Source organism: Streptomyces sp. NPDC050418, from assembly GCF_044458745.1.
Classification (GTDB): Bacteria; Actinomycetota; Actinomycetes; order Streptomycetales; family Streptomycetaceae; genus Streptomyces.
On record NZ_JBITIG010000013.1, the window covers coordinates 201793 to 217033 of the forward strand.

Below are 15241 nucleotides of genomic sequence, written 5' to 3' on the forward strand. Positions count from 1 at the left end.
GATGTCGTCGACGCGGGTTCTGAAGTCGGAGTGGACCAAGATCAAGTCGGTGGCCTCGACGCCCTGGACACTGCTGCTCGCGATGGTCTTCACCATCGGCCTCGGCATGCTGATCTCGTACTTCGCCTCGAACGACTTCGACAAGCTGGACGCGAAGGAACGGCTGACCTTCGACTCCACCGCGATCAGCTTCGCGGGGATGGGGCTCGGACAGCTGGCGATGATCGTGTTCGGGGTACTCGTGGTCTCCAACGAGTACAGCACCGGCATGATCCGCACCTCGCTCGCCGCGGTGCCGCAGCGCGGTCGCTTCCTCTTCAGCAAGGTGGCCGTGGCGACCGCGCTGGCGCTGGTGGTCGGCATGATCACCGCGTTCGTGGCCTTCTTCCTCGGCCAGGCGATGATGGGCGACCACAAGGTGTCGATCGGTGACCCGGGTGTGCTGCGCGCGGTGATCGGCGGCGGGCTCTACATGACGCTGATCGCGGTGTTCTCGATGGGCGTCGCGTCGATTCTGCGCAGTCCGATGCTCTCGCTCGGCATTCTGATGCCGCTGTTCTTCCTCGTCTCGCCGATCCTCGGCTCGGTCTCGGCGACGAAGAAGGTCGCCCGTTATCTGCCGGACCAGGCGGGCCAGAAGGTCATGCAGGTCGTCGCGCCCTTCGACGACGACACTCCGTACGGGCCGTGGGGCGGGCTCGCGATCATGATCGTGTGGGTCGTGGTGGCGCTGGCCGCGGGGTATCTGCTGCTCAAGAAGCGGGACGCATAGCCCGTAACGGGTGTTGCCCGTGTGATCCCTGAGGTTTCCCGGATCCCTCCGGCCGCAGATGGCCGGAACCGTCAAGCGCTGGTTATCCTCCTTAGCTCCAAGGGGGACGAAGTTTCCGTGTGCCCCGACGACCTGTTCTGACCTGTCGATGGGTGCAGCATGATCGAGGCAGTCGGCCTGACCAAGCGCTATGGCGCGAAAACGGCCGTGTACAACCTTTCCTTCCAGGTGCGGCCCGGTGCCGTCACCGGCTTCCTCGGCCCCAACGGCTCGGGCAAGTCGACGACGATGCGGATGATCCTCGGGCTCGACAACCCCACGGCGGGCCATGTCACCATCGCCGGCCACCCGTACCGCAAGCTCCCCAACGCCCCGCGCCAGGTCGGTGCGCTGCTCGACGCCAAGGCGGTGCACGGCGGCCGGCACGCCCGTAACCACCTGCTCTGCCTTGCCCAGCTCTCCGGCATCCCCGCGCGGCGCGTGGACGAGGTGCTCGGGGTCGTGGGCCTCCAGGACGTGGCGAAGAAGCGCTCCAAAGGCTTCTCGCTCGGCATGGGCCAGCGGCTCGGCATCGCCGCCGCGCTGCTCGGCGACCCGCAGGTGCTGCTCTTCGACGAGCCGGTCAACGGGCTCGACCCCGAGGGCATCCTCTGGGTCCGCAACCTCATGAAGGCGCTCGCCGCCGAGGGCCGTACCGTCTTCGTCTCCTCGCACCTGATGAGCGAGATGGCGCTGACCGCCGACCACCTGATCGTCATCGGACGCGGGCAGCTGCTCGCCGACATGAGCGTGAAGGACTTCATCTCGGCCAACTCCGCCGACTTCGCGCGCGTCCGCACCCCAGACACCGAGCCGCAGACGCGCGAGAAGCTCTCGGCCGCGCTCACCGAGGCCGGCGGGCATGTGATGCCCGAGGCCGACGGTGCGCTGCGCGTCACCGGGCTCGCGCTGCCGCGCATCAGCGATCTCGCGCACGACGCGGACGTACGGCTGTGGGAGCTCTCCCCGCACCAGGCCTCGCTGGAGGAGGCGTACATGCGGATGACGCAGGGCGCCGTCGACTACCGCTCCACCGCGGACCAGAAGGCCGGTCTTCAGCAGCCGATGCCACCGCAGGGACAGTTCCCGCCCGGCCAGTACCAGCAGCCGATGCCCGGCCAGGGCCAGCCCGGCTGGTACGCGCCGCCGTCGCCGCAGCAGGGCGGCCAGCCCTTCGCGATGCCGCAGGGGGCTCCCGTTCCGCAGGGCGCTCCGCTCCCGCAGGACGCACCCACGCCGAACCCGTACGCGCAGGCCGCGCCCGCGCAGCCCGCCGCAGCACCGGCCGCTCCCCCGGCGCCCGCCGCCGCGCCCGCGCCTTCCGCGCCCGACCTGACCAAGTCCGCGACCGACGAGAACGGGGCCGCCCGATGAGCACCCCCACGCCCCAGCAGCAGGCCCCGCAGGTCCCGCCGCAGCAGCAGCCGTGGCAGGGCGCGCCCGCGCCGACGTACACCTCGCCGATCCCGATCCGCAGCACGCACCTCGGGCACGCGCTCACCTCGGAGTGGACGAAGATCCGCTCGGTGCGCTCCACGATGTGGACGCTCGGCGTGATGTTCGTGCTCGTCATCGGCATCGGCCTCGTCACAGCGATGGGCCTGTCGAGCTCCAGTTACGCCGAAGTCCCGCTGCTATCCGGCGGGTTGTTCGGCTTGATGCTCGGCCAAATCTGCATCGTTACGCTCGGCGTACTGGTCATCACGTCCGAGTACGGCACCGGCATGATCCGTACGACCATGACCGCCTGCCCCGCGCGGGGGCGGGTGCTCGCCGCGAAGGCCATGGTGTTCTTCGGCCTGTCGTTCACGATGACGCTGATCGCCACCACGCTGACCGCGCTGATCCAGTCGTCGATGCTCAGCGGGAAGCAGGCGAGCGAGTTCAGCTCGCTGCCCCCGGAGTCCTTCGTGAACGGCGAACTGGTCGCGAGCAGCGGCGAGTGGCTGGCGGCGACCGTCGGCGCCTCGCTCTACGTGGCGCTGCTCGGCCTGCTCGCCCTCGCGGTGGGTGCGATGCTGCGGCACTCGGCGGGTGCGATCACCACCATGCTCGGCGTCATCCTGCTGCCGTTGCTGCTCGCCCTGTTCATGCAGATGGAGAGCCTGCGCGACCTCCAGGAAGCACTGATCGACTACTCGCCGCTGAACGGTCTCGCCACTCTGTACGAGATGCCCATGCGCGACGCGGGCGGCAACGGCTGGGGCCTGCTCGCCGTTCTGGCCGGGGTGACGGTCGCCGCGCTGCTCGGCGCCTTCGCCCTCACCCACAAGCGGGACGTGTAACTCCCGCCCCCGGCTCAGTGTTTCGGCGCGTTACGGGACCGCTGCACCCTGGAGGTGCGGCGGTCCCTCGCGTTCCAGCAGGCCTTGTGCCAGTGCCTGCGGTCGTCCACCCCGCCGTACTGCGGCCACGCGACCACATGCGGGACGCCCGAGGGGATCTCCTGGTCGCAGCCCGGGCACCGGTACGTCTTGCCGACCGCGCTCGCGCCCGCCACATGCCGTACCCGGTACTCCTCGCCCTGATGGTCCTCGGCGTGCTCGAACCCGCCGTAACGGGCCCCGGACTCCTCGTCGCCGCCCCGGCCGGCACCGCCGGATCCTGAGCCCTTGGGGCGGTTCTTTCGCGGGGACACCGGAACACCTCACCGAACGCGTCATACGGATATGGACCGTTCTCCAGCGTACGCGTCACACGACCGGGTACTCGCGCCCGCACAGGTCCTCCGATCACCGGCCCGCGGCCCCACAATGGCGCTCACGGACGCCGGATGTCCCCGGCAACTTCCCGGGACATCCGGGTACGCGTACCACAAGGGTCCGGGCAAGGACACAAGACAGCACATCCCGCCTGGCACGCGCCACGATCGTATGAAAATGGGCCAACCTTTATGCCAGGCCGTGCCTTTGGCACGTGTCAGGCGTTCTTGCCCGTAGGACGTCAGGACCGGCCACGGCCGGGACCGGCAGGGGGAGTACCGCGTCGGCGCCAAGGAGGCAGGAGCAGCGATGCGTGTCGGAAGTTTTGTTCTCGCGGCCCAGTTCCCGGGCCAGGGCCAGGGGGAGGCCCTGCACCGTGCGGTGCGCAGTGCGGAAGTGGCCGAGGAGGCCGGGCTCGATGCCGTCTGGCTGGCCGAGCACCATTTCGTGCCGTACGGGGTGTGCCCCTCGGCCGTCACGCTGGCGGCGCTGCTGCTCGGGCGCACCCGGCGGCTGCGGGTCGGCACCGCCGTCAGCGTGCTGCCCACGCAGCATCCGGTCGCGCTCGGCGAGCAGGCCGCGCTGCTCCATCTCACGAGCGGCGGCCGTTTCACGCTCGGCGTCGGGCGCGGTGGCCCCTGGGTGGATCTGGAGGTCTTCGGCGCGGGCATCGAGGCGTACGAGAAGGGCTTCGAGGAATCACTCGACCTGCTGCACCGGTGGTTGACGCTGCCAAAGGTCTCCGCCTCCGGCGAGCGCTTCGCGTTCCGCGAGGTGCCGGTGGTGCCGCGGCCCGACGAGGCGCTGAGCGGGCCTGCGGGGCCTGAGCTGATCGTGGCCTGCACCTCGCCCGCGAGTGTCCGTCTTGCCGCCGAGCGCGGTCTGGCGATGCTGCTCGGGATGCACATCGGGGACGAGGAGAAGGCCGGGATGGTCGCGCTCTACCGCAAGTCGGCGCTGGCCGCGGGCCGTACGCCCGACGACGTGGCGGCGACGCAGCACGTGGCGGCGGGGGTGGCGCAGATCGCGGACCGGACGGTGGAGGCGGCCGAGACGCTCCTGAAGGCGATGCCCGGCTGGCTGAAGCAGGGTCTCGACGCGCATGTGACGGTCGACGGGCGCGAGCGCAAGATGCGCGACCCCTTCGAGTACACGCGGCTGCTGTGCTCGATCCACCCGGTGGGCACGCCCAAGCTGTGCGCGGACCGGCTCGCGGCGACGGCGGAGCGCACGGGCATCACGCGCTTCGCGCTGCTCACGGAGGGCTCGGGAGATCTTGACTCGACCGAGGAGAATCTGCGGCGCCTCGGCGCCGAGGTCCTGCCGCAGCTGACGTGACGGCGATGCGCCGGCGAGCGGGGGGCTGCCGCCCCGGATACACCTCCCGCGTACGGGGCGGCAGCAACAGGCCTCAGCAGTCCCGCAGTTCTGGTGACTGGTTAAGGAGCTGGCCGCGGATCGAGGTGAAGCGGGCCAGCCTGTCGTCGGCCTCGGGGCCGGCGGGGAACGCGGCGACACGGTGGCAGTTCTGGAATGCCAGGCGGACACCGAAGTGGCGCTGCAGCGCACCGCGTATCGCGTCACTTGCCAGGGCGCGCAGCAGCTGGCCGCGCTCCTGCTCGCTCGGCGGCGGCGTCTGGTTGTCGGCGAACTCTCCTCCGTCGACCTCCAGCTGAGCCACCAACGAGCTGATCATCTCCCATGCGTACGGCAGGGATGTCCGGACGCAGTCGACGAATTCCGCTTCATCGACCTCGCCTCGCTCGGCCTGTGCCAACAAAGCCGGTGAGACGTCGAGCGACATGGGTTCTCCTCTCGCACCCCCGGAAGGGCCGGGGGCTGACGGATAGGGCCGGAAATCGCCTACGCAGCGTGCTCGTTCCGCGACCTCCTGCTTCCACGGTAGGCAACGCATCGGGCGCGCACCAGGAGAAGGCGGCCACAACCGGCCAATAAATAACCAAGGTTGAACAGGGGCAAGCCGGACGATCCACCGCCGCCGGAGCCGGACCCCGCTCCGGTTTCCGGGGCGAATCGCGCGAACCCTCCCGCGTCGAGTAGCGTTGCCGACCATGCGTCTCGTCATCGCCCGCTGCTCCGTGGACTACGCGGGCCGGCTCACCGCCCACCTCCCGTCGGCCCCCCGCCTGATCCTCGTCAAGGCGGACGGCAGCGTCTCCATCCACGCGGACGACCGCGCCTACAAGCCGCTCAACTGGATGTCGCCGCCGTGCACCCTCAAGGAGGACGAGGGGGTGTGGACCGTCATCAACAAAGCAGGCGAGAAACTGATCATCACGATGGAGGAGATCCTCCATGACTCGTCGCACGAGCTCGGTGTCGACCCCGGTCTGATCAAGGACGGCGTCGAGGCGCATCTGCAGGAGCTGCTCGCGGACCGCATCGAGACCCTCGGCGAGGGCTACAGCCTGATCCGCCGCGAGTACCCGACCGCGATCGGCCCGGTCGACATCCTGTGCCGGGACGCCGAGGGGCAGACGGTCGCGGTCGAGATCAAGCGGCGCGGCGAGATCGACGGCGTCGAGCAGCTCACGCGCTACCTCGAACTCCTCAACCGCGACCCGCACTTGGCGCCGGTCCGCGGCATCTTCGCGGCCCAGGAGATCAAGCCCCAGGCCCGCGTCCTGGCCACGGACCGCAGCATCGGCTGCGCGGTCCTGGACTACGACGCGCTCCGGGGGATCGAGGACGACAAGCTGCGGCTGTTCTGATCCAGCCCCTGCGGCGCCGCTCGCAGCCGCCTTTCCCGTACGACGACGAACGCCGCGTCACCCGGATCCTTCCGGGGGACGCGGCGTTCTCGTTGCCACCAAGTCCTAGATCACGCGGGTCGCGCTCGCGCTGTCGGCCGGGCTGCTCGCCGGTTCACTCCGCGAGGGAGTGTTCGACACCGGTGCGCTCGCCGTGTCCGAGTCGTCCGGGGAGGACGGCGGCGGCGGTTCGGAGGACTCCGGCGGCTCCGAGGTCTCCGGCGGGTCGGATGTCTCCGGCGGGTCGGATGTCTCCGGCGGATCGGATGTCTCCGGCGGATCCGGTTTCGTCGGCTTGTCCGAAGGCGACTTCGTCGGCTTCTTCGTGGGCGACTTCGTCTCCGTCGGATCGTCCGACGGCTCCCCGCTCGTCTCCGGCGGCGTCGGATCGTCGGACGTGCCGACCACCCCGTCGTCCCCCGGATCCGTCGGCCGCTGCGTGGAGTCCGCCTCGTCGCCCTTGTTCGGCTTGTCGGCGCCCATGCCGCCGCCACCGTCGTCCTCGCTGGCGGTCTGGTTGGGCCGCACGCGGTTGGAGGGGTCGTCGTTGGAGGTCGCGCCGAGCGTCACCACGGTGCCGAGCACAGCCGCGAGCAGCGCGCCCGCACCCGCCGCGACGAGGTTGCGCCGGGTGCCGCTGAGCACGGCACGGCCCGCGCCGCCCTTCGGCCGCGCAGCGCCCGCGGACGGCGGGGCCTGACGGGAGATCACGGTCGGCGGCTCCGGGTCGGGAGCGGGCAGCGCGAGCGCCGCCGGTACGCCGCCGGGCGGCGAGGCCGACTCCTCGTACCGCGCGTCCGGCACCTCTTCGCCGGCCGGGGTGCGGCCGCCGTGCAGCACTCCCCCGGACCGGTCGGCGACCAGGGCGAGCGCCCTGCGCCCTGCGACCGTGCCGCGCTTGTCCGCGAGCGCGCCGCGCAGCCCGATCGAGGCCTCCAGCTCGGCGCGCGCCCGGTCGAGGCTGCCGCCGAGCAGCGCGAGGATCCCCAACTCGTGGTGGAAGTACGCCTCTTCGGCGACCTCGCCCGCGAGCCGGGCCGCTTCCTGTCCGGCCCGCAGCGCCCGCTCCCACGCGCCCCAGTCGAGCCCGGCCGCATAGGCGGGCGCGGCGGTGCGGGCGAGCAGCACGGCGGAACTGGTGAAGCCGGCGTCGGGTGCGGAGAGAAGCACCGCGAGCGCGGTCAGCGCGGCCTCGGATTCGGCGGCGGCCCGCTCGGGCGTGACCGAGGGATGCCCCGCCCACCACGCGTAGTGCTGCGCGGCGGTGTGGGCGAGTTCGGCGCGCTCCTCGGTGGTCGCGGCGTATCCGACGGCGGTGAGCTGGGCGTACACGCCCGCGGCGAGCCGCCAGCGCGGACCGACGGGCGTGATCAGGGCGACGGCGGCCAGTTCGCCGAGCGCGGCGTCCGCGTGGGTGTCGCCGACGAGCGCCGGCAGATGCGCCTGGTGCGGCACCTCGCCGCCGAGCGCGACGGCGAACCGCAGGGTGGAGCGTGCGGACTCGCTCAGGCGCGAGGCGAGCAGCCGGGCCGGCGCGGCGCCTTCGGCGAGCGTCGGCAGCGGTACGTCATGGCCGTCCTCGGCGTCGAAGGGCGCGTCGACGGGCGCCGCGTCGGGCCCGTCGTAGTACCCGTACTCGTCGAAGGCGGCCGGGTCGGCGCGCAGCAGGTCGCGCTGGCGCAGCAGTGCGCCCGCCTGGATGAAGCGCAGCGGCAGGCCCTCGGACTCGAACCAGAGGTCACCGGCCCAGCCGGCCTCGTCGTCGGTGAGCGCACGGCCGACCGCACGCTCCAGAAGCTCGAGACCGGCGCTGCGGCTGAGCCCGCCGAGGAAGACCTCCTCGATGTGCGAGTCGGCGGACGGCGCGGCCACGTCGGGCGTCGCGGCGAGCAGGAAGGCGCACTCGGGCGTGGCCTCCAGGAACTCGTCGAGCGCGCTGCCGCCGAACTCCAGGTCGTCGACGACGACCACGGCACCGATGTCCCGTACGAGATCGAGCACCTGGGCCCGGTCGGGGCGGTGCAGCGGCGAGCGGTAGACGGACGCGTACAGGTCGAAGAGCAGCTCGGTGCTGCCGCGCTTGTGGCCGTTGAGCCGGATGACGCCGTCGGGTGCCAGGTCGAGGCAGTCCTCGGCGACGGTGGTGAGAAGCGCCGTACGTCCTGATCCCGCGGGTCCGGTGAGCCGGACGGAGCGGCCGCGGGCGAGCAGCCGGACCAGGCGCTCGCGCTCCTCCTGCCGTTCGAGCAGGATGCGGCGCGGCTGCTCGGGCCCGGGCGGCACCGGCGGTGTGGCCGCGCGGGCCAGCTCGGTGCGCTCGGCGAGGGTGAACTTCTGCGGGCGCGGCGGCAGTTCGCCGGGCGGGCAGGGTTCGATCTCGCTGCCGTCCACGGGGTTCACCGTGAGCAGGAAGTCGCCGGACACCAGCTGGACCGTGCGCGCGGGCACGGGGCTGCCGAAGTCGGGCGTCAGAGCATCGCGGGGCGGGCGCTGCGGAGTGCCGCCGCCCGCGCTGTCGGAACGGTCCTGTTCATGACCGAAGTCGTGCGGTCCCCGGTTCGTCGGGTCCATGGTCAAAGCCCCCCAAAAGCGGATGTGCCGTGGCTTCCCCGGCCTTTCGCACACCACACTGTCGCTTCTGGTCCGGTGCTCTTCCCTGTCGGGTGAGCGACCGAACCTTAGACCTTCGCTCAGTATCTCCGAACAGCCGGGGTGCCGCGCCGTCCAGGACGTCACAGTCTCGTGAGGATTGTGCGAGTGCCGTGACTTGTCCCGGTCGGGTCCTGCTACGGGGGATGCGCCCGGTCCTGCTACAGGGGATGCGCCCCGATGCCGCCCTCGATCGCCAGGATCCGGTGCAGCCGTGTGGCCACCAGGAGGCGCTGCATCTGCGGCGGCACATTGCGCAGCACGAGCCGCCGGCCGCAGCGCCCCGCCTGGCGGTGCGCCCCCATGATCACGCCGAGTCCGGTGGCATCGAGCACGTCGAGCCCCCCGAGGTCGAGGACGAGATCGCCCGCCCCTTCGTCCAGGGCGGAGTGCAGGACGGTCCGGGCGTCCGCCGCGCTGCGGACGTCGAGGCTGCCCCCGACGGCCAGCTCGGCGTGGTCGCCCCTGATGTACATATGCGCTCCCCGGAGTGGTCCGTCATGGCGTGCGCAGCGACCTCATGCGTACGCGCCGTCTGCCTGACTGTTCAACCCAACTGACTGGCTTACGGTCACGGGAGTTGCCGTCCGTAAGCGAACCGATACCCAATTCACTCGTCCGAGCGACACGGGGCCTCGCCTCGCGTTCACTGCTCGAAGCGGGCCCGTGCCTGAGGCGGATTCAGTGCTTGTAGAAGCCCTGACCGCTCTTGCGGCCGATGTCCCCGGCGTCGACCATCCGGCGCATCAGCTCCGGCGGCGCGAACTTCTCGTCCTGGGACTCGGTGTAGATGTTGCTGGTGGCGTGGAGCAGGATGTCGACGCCGGTGAGGTCCGCGGTGGCCAGCGGGCCCATCGCGTGACCGAAGCCCAGCTTGCAGGCGATGTCGATGTCCTCGGCGGTCGCGACACCCGACTCGTAGAGCTTCGCGGCCTCGACGACGAGCGCCGAGATGAGACGGGTGGTGACGAAGCCGGCGACGTCGCGGTTGACGACGATGCAGGTCTTGCCGACCGACTCGGCGAACTCCCTTGTACGGGCCAGGGTTTCGTCGCTCGTCTTGTAGCCGCGCACGAGCTCGCAGAGCTGCATCATCGGCACGGGCGAGAAGAAGTGGGCGCCGACGACGCGCTCGGGGCGCTCGGTGACGGCCGCGATCTTCGTGATCGGGATGGCCGAGGTGTTGGAGGCGAGCACCGTGTCCTCGCGCGCGATCTTGTCGAGCGCGCGGAAGATCTCGTGCTTGACCTCGAGCTTCTCGAAGACGGCCTCGACGACGATGTCCACGTCGCCGCACGCGTCGAGGTCGGTGGTCGTGGTGATGCGCCCGAGCGCCGCCTCCGCGTCCTCTGCGGACAGCTTGCCCTTGCTCACGAATTTGTCGTATGAGGCCTTGATGCCGTCGGTCCCGCGGGTCAGGGCTTCGTCGGTGATGTCGCGCAGCACCACGTCCCAGCCCGCCTGGGCAGAGACCTGAGCGATTCCGGAGCCCATGAGTCCGGCTCCGACGACGGCGAGCTTCCTGGCCACTGTGCGATCCCCTAACCCGTCCCGCACACGACTCTGTGCGCACGACGTCCGTACCTACGGAACTTACGAACTGTTTACAGTGCTACTCGCCGGACACTAGCGGCCGTGAGGCCGGGATGGGGGTCTACGAGATGCGCGTCACGCCCGATACGACGCACATCACACCGGGCCGGTCCATCACGCGGCGCGCACCGCGTAGTTGAGGACCTTTTCGCCCAGGATTTCCGCGCGCCCGCCCGCGCCGGGAGCCCGGGCGGCGGGGCGTACGCTCGGGCCATGGTCAATCTGACGCGCATCTATACCCGTACCGGCGACAAGGGCACGACGACCCTCGGTGACATGAGCCGGACGCAGAAGACGGATCTGCGGATCTCCGCCTATGCCGACACCAACGAGGCGAACGCCGTGCTCGGCACCGCGCTCGCGCTCGGGAACCTCGACGACGAGGTCGCGCAGGTGCTCGTACGGGTGCAGAACGACCTGTTCGACGTGGGTGCCGATCTGTCGACGCCGGTCGTCGAGGACCCGGAGTACCCGCCGCTGCGGGTCGAGCAGTTCTACATCGACCGCCTGGAAGCGGACTGCGACACGTTCAACGAGCGCCTGGAGAAGCTGCGTTCGTTCATCCTGCCCGGCGGTACGCCCGGTGCGGCGCTGCTGCACCAGGCGTGCACGGTCGTGCGGCGGGCCGAGCGCTCGACCTGGGCGGCCCTCGAGGTGCACGGCGAGACGATGAACCCGCTCGCCGCGACCTACCTCAACCGCCTCTCCGACCTGCTGTTCATCCTGGCCCGTACGGCCAACAAGGAGGTCGGGGACGTGCTGTGGGTGCCCGGCGGCGAGCGGGACTGATCACCGCACTTCCACCGTTCAGTTCGGCTCGGCCGTCGCGTACGCACCCAGCGACGGTTCGAGCAGGCCGAAGGCGATTTCCGCCTCGGCCGTGACGAGGTCCGTGATCCGGGCGTTGTCCTCGCCCGCGAGGGTCAGCTCCTGGATCCGCTCGAACAGGGTGCGGTGCACGGCGCCGAGCAGGACCGCGGCGGCCCGCGGCCGGATGTCCCCGGCGCCCGCACCGGTGGCCTCGGCCAGCGCCTCGCACAGCGCCGCCTCGCGCAGATCGTGCAGATCCCTCAGCCGTGCGGTCAGGGTCGGGCTGTCCGCGATCATGCGCGCGAAGTCCGGGCCCGCGAACCCGGCCACCGGACTCGCCTCGGCGGCCGCCGCCAGGAAGTCCCGCCGCAGCGCGGCCCACGCCGACTCCCCCGAGGAGCGCTCCCTCACGACGCCGGCCAGTGAGGCCACGAAGGCGTCCTGGTGGTCGAGCGCCATGTCCTCCTTGCGTGCGAAGTAGTTGGTGACCGTCTTCTTCGCGACGCGGGCGACCTCGGCGATCTCGGCGATGGTCGTCCGGTCGAAGCCCTGCTCGATGAAGAGCCGTGTGGCGTGGTCGGAGATGAGCTGCCGTGTCTCTTGTTTCTTCGCTTCCCGCAGGCCGATGGGTGCGGCGGGTGCGGTGCGATCAGGAGCCGTGTCAGTAGCCATGAGGGAATCTTACACTCGTAGCAAATTTATGTTGACACCCTCACACCTCTCGGGCTAAGTTTACCTCCGTCGTAAGTTTTCCACGGCCAAACGAAACGTAGTGCCCCCATTGCCCAACCTCACCGAGGAGAACCCCCGTGCAGATCACCGCCACCACCGTCTCGCTCACCGTCGACGACGTCGCCGCCTCGCAGCGGTTCTTCACCGAGCACCTCGGGTACGGCGTGCAGATGGCCGCCGAGGGCTTCGCCTCGCTCTCCCGTCCCGACGCGGCGGCCGACATCGTGCTCCTGGCCCGCGGCACCGAGGTACTGCCGCCCGAGCAGCGCGACCAGCGCGCCTCGGGCCTGATCCTCGCCCTCACCCTCACCGGGATCGAGGGCGAGGAGAAGCGGCTGCGGGACGCGGGCGTGGAGATCACCATGCCGCTGCGCGAAGAGCCGTGGGGCGAGCGGCTGTTCCAGATCACGGACCCCAACGGGGTCGTGGTGCAGTTCGTCGAGTGGGCGGCCGAGGCCGCCCACTGACGCCCCCTGTGGAGCGCGGGTTCACCGCTTGGTGAGCTCGCGCTCCTCCGTCATCCCGGCGCTGACCGGCGCCTGCTTCGGGAACAGCGTGTAGGCGCCGGCGATGAGCACGTTGATGCCGATCAGGAAGAGCATCCTGGACTGCCACTGCTCCAGCGACGAGGTCGCCCCGTCCGGGCCGACGTACCAGATCGCGCCCTGCAGGAGGGCCATGGCGATCGCCGCGGCGAGGATCCAGCGGGCGGCGAGCTTCCACTCGTGCACCGCACGGGCCATGCCGTACTTGGGCGTGACCGGCGCCGGGCCGCCCGCGAAGCGGTGGGCGACGCGGACGTCGACCCACTTGATCGTGTAGTGGCCGAGCGCGATCGAGTAGCCGATGTAGACCGCCGCCAGGCCGTGCTTCCAGTCGGGCTCGGCACCGTTGCGCAGATCCATCGCCGTGACCACGAAGAGGACGACTTCGAGCAGCGGTTCGCAGAGCAGTACCGCGATGCTCGCGCGTGGCTTCTTCGCCCAGTAGCGCAGGGCGAGACCGGCAGCGAGCAGCACCCAGAAGCCGACCTCGCAGATGATGATGAGCGTGACGATCACGGGAACTCCTCTTCTCGGCCCCTTCGGTCCCTTCCAGAGTCCCGTGCGCCACGGCGCCGATCGTCGTCGTCGATGACGAACCGCGAGTACATCGAAGGATGCAGTGCGGGTTCGGCCCCGGTACGGAGGGCCCCGCGGGCGCCTGCGTGTTGGATGGACCCATGAACCGAGCGCGCCCGCACCCGCACGATGTGCTGATCGCCCTGGTCAGCTTTGGCGTAGGGCTGCTGTTCTGGGCCCTCGGCATCCACATGAACCTCACGGGTGCCGCGGCCCTGCGCGGCGCCTGGGTGCTGCTGCCGCTCTCCTTGATGGCCGTCCTGGAGGTCTTCCGCCGCACCCACCCCGGCGCAGTACTGGCGCTCGGCACGCTGGTGCTCGCCCTCGACCAGTGCACGCAGGGCAATGTGGCCACGACGACGATGTTCGCGGACCTCGTCTACGCGGCCGTCCTGTACGGCGGCGACGGGATGGCACGCCGTATCCCGTTCGCCGCGGGGGTGGTCACCGCCCTGTCGACCGTCACGTACCTGCTGGTCTTCCGCGAGGCCGAGGCACTGCTCCTGGGCGCCGTGGTCGCCCTGGTCACGCTGACCCCCGCGATCACCGGTTCCGCCGTGCGCAACCACCGCAAGGCGGCCGAGGCGGCGGAGCTGCGCGCGCAGCAGACCGCGCTGCTCGCCGAGATGGACCGCGCCCAGGCCGTCACCGCCGAGCGCGCGCGCATGGCCCGCGAGCTGCACGACATGGTGGCCAACCACCTGTCCGCCATCGCCATCCACTCCACGGCCGCGCTCTCCCTCGACGACCCGGGCACCACGCGGGACGCGCTCGCGGTGATCCGGGAGAACAGCGTCGAGGGCCTCGCCGAGATGCGCCGGCTGATCGGCATCCTGCGCGACAGCAGTGGCGACCTCGAACCGGCCGCCGCCCCGACCCTCGATGGTCTGGGGTCGCTCCTCGGCCAGGCCCGTACCAACGGCCTGGACGTCACGCTCGAAGACAACCGCACCACGGGCCCCGCCCTGCCCGCGCCCGTGGAAATGGCCGCGTACCGGATCGTCCAGGAGTCCCTGACCAACGCGCTCAAGCACGCCGCCCGCGGTGTCGTACGCGTCGAACTCGGGCAGGCGGACGGCCGGTTGACCCTCCGGATCACCAGCCCGGTCGGCGCCGTCGACGGTCCGCGCGCCCCTGGTTCCGGTGCCGGGCTCGTGGGCATGCGCGAGCGGGCGGCACTGCTCGGCGGCACGTTCCGTGCGGGCCCCGAGGATTCCACGTACGGAAAGATCTGGCTGGTGAGCGCCGAACTCCCCGTCACAGAAAGCGAGTCCGCATGATCCGCGTCCTGGTCGCCGAGGACCAGTCGGCCGTGAGAGCCGGTCTGGTGCTCATCCTGCGCAGCGCGCCCGACATAGAGGTGGTCGGCGAGGCGGCCGACGGGGAGCAGGCGGTGGCGCTCGCCCGTGAGCTGCGCCCGGACCTGGTCCTGATGGACATCCAGATGCCCCGGCTCGACGGCGTCTCGGCCACGCGACAGGTGGTCGCGGAGGGTCTCGCGGACGTCCTCGTCCTGACGACCTTCGACCTCGACGAGTACGTCTTCGGGGCGCTGCGTGCGGGCGCCTCGGGCTTCCTTCTGAAGAACACCGAGGCCAAGGACCTTCTGGACGCGGTCCGTACGGTCGGCCGCGGCGAAGGTCTGATCGCGCCCGCGGTGACCCGCCGGCTGATCGCGGAGTTCGCCGCGAAGCCCGTACGCGGTGGGTCCGCCGCCCACGATCCCGCGCTCCTCGACGCGCTCACACGGCGCGAGCGCGAGGTGCTCGCGTGCCTCGGCCAGGGGCTGTCCAACGCGGAGATCGCGCGGAAGCTGGAAATGGCGGAGGCGACCGTGAAGACGCATGTCAGCCGTCTCCTGGCGAAGCTGGAGCTGCGCAGCCGGGTCCAAGCCGCCGTGCTCGCACAGGAGTTGGGTATCTGAGCGACGGCCGGGTGTCGTCCGCCGAACCCGCGTACGGACACTGCGGAAACTTCCTGTCGAAAACGGCCGGATCTCAACTCCCCAGTGGTCCAGACCTATTGACGTAAGGTCCAGACCTTTCTACGCTC

At 70.6% G+C, this 15241-nt stretch carries 16 protein-coding genes; 9 read left to right on the forward strand and 7 right to left on the reverse strand.

What is annotated here, in order from left to right:
• Position 1: 1 nt before the first annotated feature.
• The 3 genes from ACIBI4_RS29140 to ACIBI4_RS29150 all read left to right on the forward strand — a co-directional run bounded on the left by ACIBI4_RS29140 (position 2) and on the right by ACIBI4_RS29150 (position 3096).
• Positions 2-772, forward strand: coding sequence for an ABC transporter permease (locus ACIBI4_RS29140; protein ID WP_399207097.1), 771 nt, complete (start codon positions 2-4; stop codon positions 770-772).
• 159 nt (positions 773-931) lie between these two features.
• Positions 932-2185 carry an ATP-binding cassette domain-containing protein gene (locus ACIBI4_RS29145; RefSeq protein ID WP_399207098.1) on the forward strand — a complete coding sequence of 418 codons (1254 nt, stop codon included), beginning with the start codon at positions 932-934 and terminating at the stop codon, positions 2183-2185.
• On the forward strand, positions 2182-3096 hold the full coding sequence (locus ACIBI4_RS29150; protein WP_399207100.1) for an ABC transporter permease: 915 nt from the start codon (positions 2182-2184) through the stop codon (positions 3094-3096). The genes ACIBI4_RS29145 and ACIBI4_RS29150 overlap by 4 nt, the downstream gene beginning before the upstream one ends.
• A gap of 14 nt (positions 3097-3110) precedes the next feature.
• On the opposite strand, the gene ACIBI4_RS29155 is transcribed toward ACIBI4_RS29150, so the two are convergent.
• Positions 3111-3449, reverse strand: a complete 339-nt coding sequence (locus ACIBI4_RS29155; RefSeq protein WP_399207101.1) for an ATP/GTP-binding protein — start codon at positions 3447-3449, stop codon at positions 3111-3113.
• Between the two features lie 373 nt (positions 3450-3822).
• Between ACIBI4_RS29155 and ACIBI4_RS29160 the strand changes: the two genes are divergently transcribed.
• Entirely contained in the window at positions 3823-4851 is a 1029-nt protein-coding gene (locus ACIBI4_RS29160; protein WP_399207102.1) for an LLM class flavin-dependent oxidoreductase, read from the forward strand.
• A gap of 73 nt (positions 4852-4924) precedes the next feature.
• Here ACIBI4_RS29160 and ACIBI4_RS29165 read toward each other — a convergent pair whose 3' ends face one another.
• The gene (locus ACIBI4_RS29165) at positions 4925-5317 is read right to left on the reverse strand and encodes an SCO5389 family protein (RefSeq protein ID WP_399207103.1); all 393 of its coding nucleotides are present in this window, start codon (positions 5315-5317) and stop codon (positions 4925-4927) included.
• 268 nt (positions 5318-5585) lie between these two features.
• Here ACIBI4_RS29165 and nucS point away from each other — a divergent pair, with 268 nt between their 5' ends.
• Positions 5586-6245 (forward strand): endonuclease NucS, encoded by a 660-nt coding sequence (nucS, locus tag ACIBI4_RS29170; RefSeq protein WP_399207104.1) that lies wholly within the window; start codon positions 5586-5588, stop codon positions 6243-6245.
• A gap of 105 nt (positions 6246-6350) precedes the next feature.
• On the opposite strand, the gene ACIBI4_RS29175 is transcribed toward nucS, so the two are convergent.
• The 3 genes from ACIBI4_RS29175 to ACIBI4_RS29185 all read right to left on the reverse strand — a co-directional run bounded on the left by ACIBI4_RS29175 (position 6351) and on the right by ACIBI4_RS29185 (position 10463).
• The gene (locus ACIBI4_RS29175) at positions 6351-8855 is read right to left on the reverse strand and encodes an ATP-binding protein (RefSeq protein WP_399207105.1); all 2505 of its coding nucleotides are present in this window, start codon (positions 8853-8855) and stop codon (positions 6351-6353) included.
• Positions 8856-9094: 239 nt separating this feature from the next.
• Complete coding sequence (locus ACIBI4_RS29180) at positions 9095-9409, reverse strand: STAS domain-containing protein (protein WP_399207106.1); 315 nt, start codon at positions 9407-9409, stop codon at positions 9095-9097.
• 205 nt (positions 9410-9614) lie between these two features.
• Positions 9615-10463 (reverse strand): 3-hydroxyacyl-CoA dehydrogenase family protein, encoded by an 849-nt coding sequence (locus ACIBI4_RS29185; RefSeq protein ID WP_399207107.1) that lies wholly within the window; start codon positions 10461-10463, stop codon positions 9615-9617.
• A gap of 276 nt (positions 10464-10739) precedes the next feature.
• On the opposite strand from ACIBI4_RS29185, the gene ACIBI4_RS29190 reads away from it, so the two are divergent.
• Positions 10740-11315 (forward strand): cob(I)yrinic acid a,c-diamide adenosyltransferase, encoded by a 576-nt coding sequence (locus tag ACIBI4_RS29190; protein ID WP_399207108.1) that lies wholly within the window; start codon positions 10740-10742, stop codon positions 11313-11315.
• Between the two features lie 18 nt (positions 11316-11333).
• Here the strand turns inward: ACIBI4_RS29190 and ACIBI4_RS29195 are convergent, their stop codons facing one another.
• Positions 11334-12008, reverse strand: coding sequence for a TetR/AcrR family transcriptional regulator (locus ACIBI4_RS29195; protein ID WP_399207109.1), 675 nt, complete (start codon positions 12006-12008; stop codon positions 11334-11336).
• Between the two features lie 137 nt (positions 12009-12145).
• Between ACIBI4_RS29195 and ACIBI4_RS29200 the strand changes: the two genes are divergently transcribed.
• Positions 12146-12535, forward strand: a complete 390-nt coding sequence (locus ACIBI4_RS29200) for a VOC family protein (protein ID WP_399207110.1) — start codon at positions 12146-12148, stop codon at positions 12533-12535.
• Between the two features lie 21 nt (positions 12536-12556).
• Here ACIBI4_RS29200 and ACIBI4_RS29205 read toward each other — a convergent pair whose 3' ends face one another.
• Complete coding sequence (locus tag ACIBI4_RS29205; protein ID WP_399207111.1) at positions 12557-13129, reverse strand: hypothetical protein; 573 nt, start codon at positions 13127-13129, stop codon at positions 12557-12559.
• A 161-nt stretch (positions 13130-13290) separates the two neighbouring features.
• On the opposite strand from ACIBI4_RS29205, the gene ACIBI4_RS29210 reads away from it, so the two are divergent.
• Positions 13291-14469, forward strand: coding sequence for a sensor histidine kinase (locus ACIBI4_RS29210; RefSeq protein ID WP_399207112.1), 1179 nt, complete (start codon positions 13291-13293; stop codon positions 14467-14469).
• On the forward strand, positions 14466-15113 hold the full coding sequence (locus tag ACIBI4_RS29215; protein ID WP_399207113.1) for a response regulator: 648 nt from the start codon (positions 14466-14468) through the stop codon (positions 15111-15113). Before ACIBI4_RS29210 ends, ACIBI4_RS29215 begins: the two co-directional genes overlap by 4 nt.
• Positions 15114-15241 lie beyond the last annotated feature (128 nt).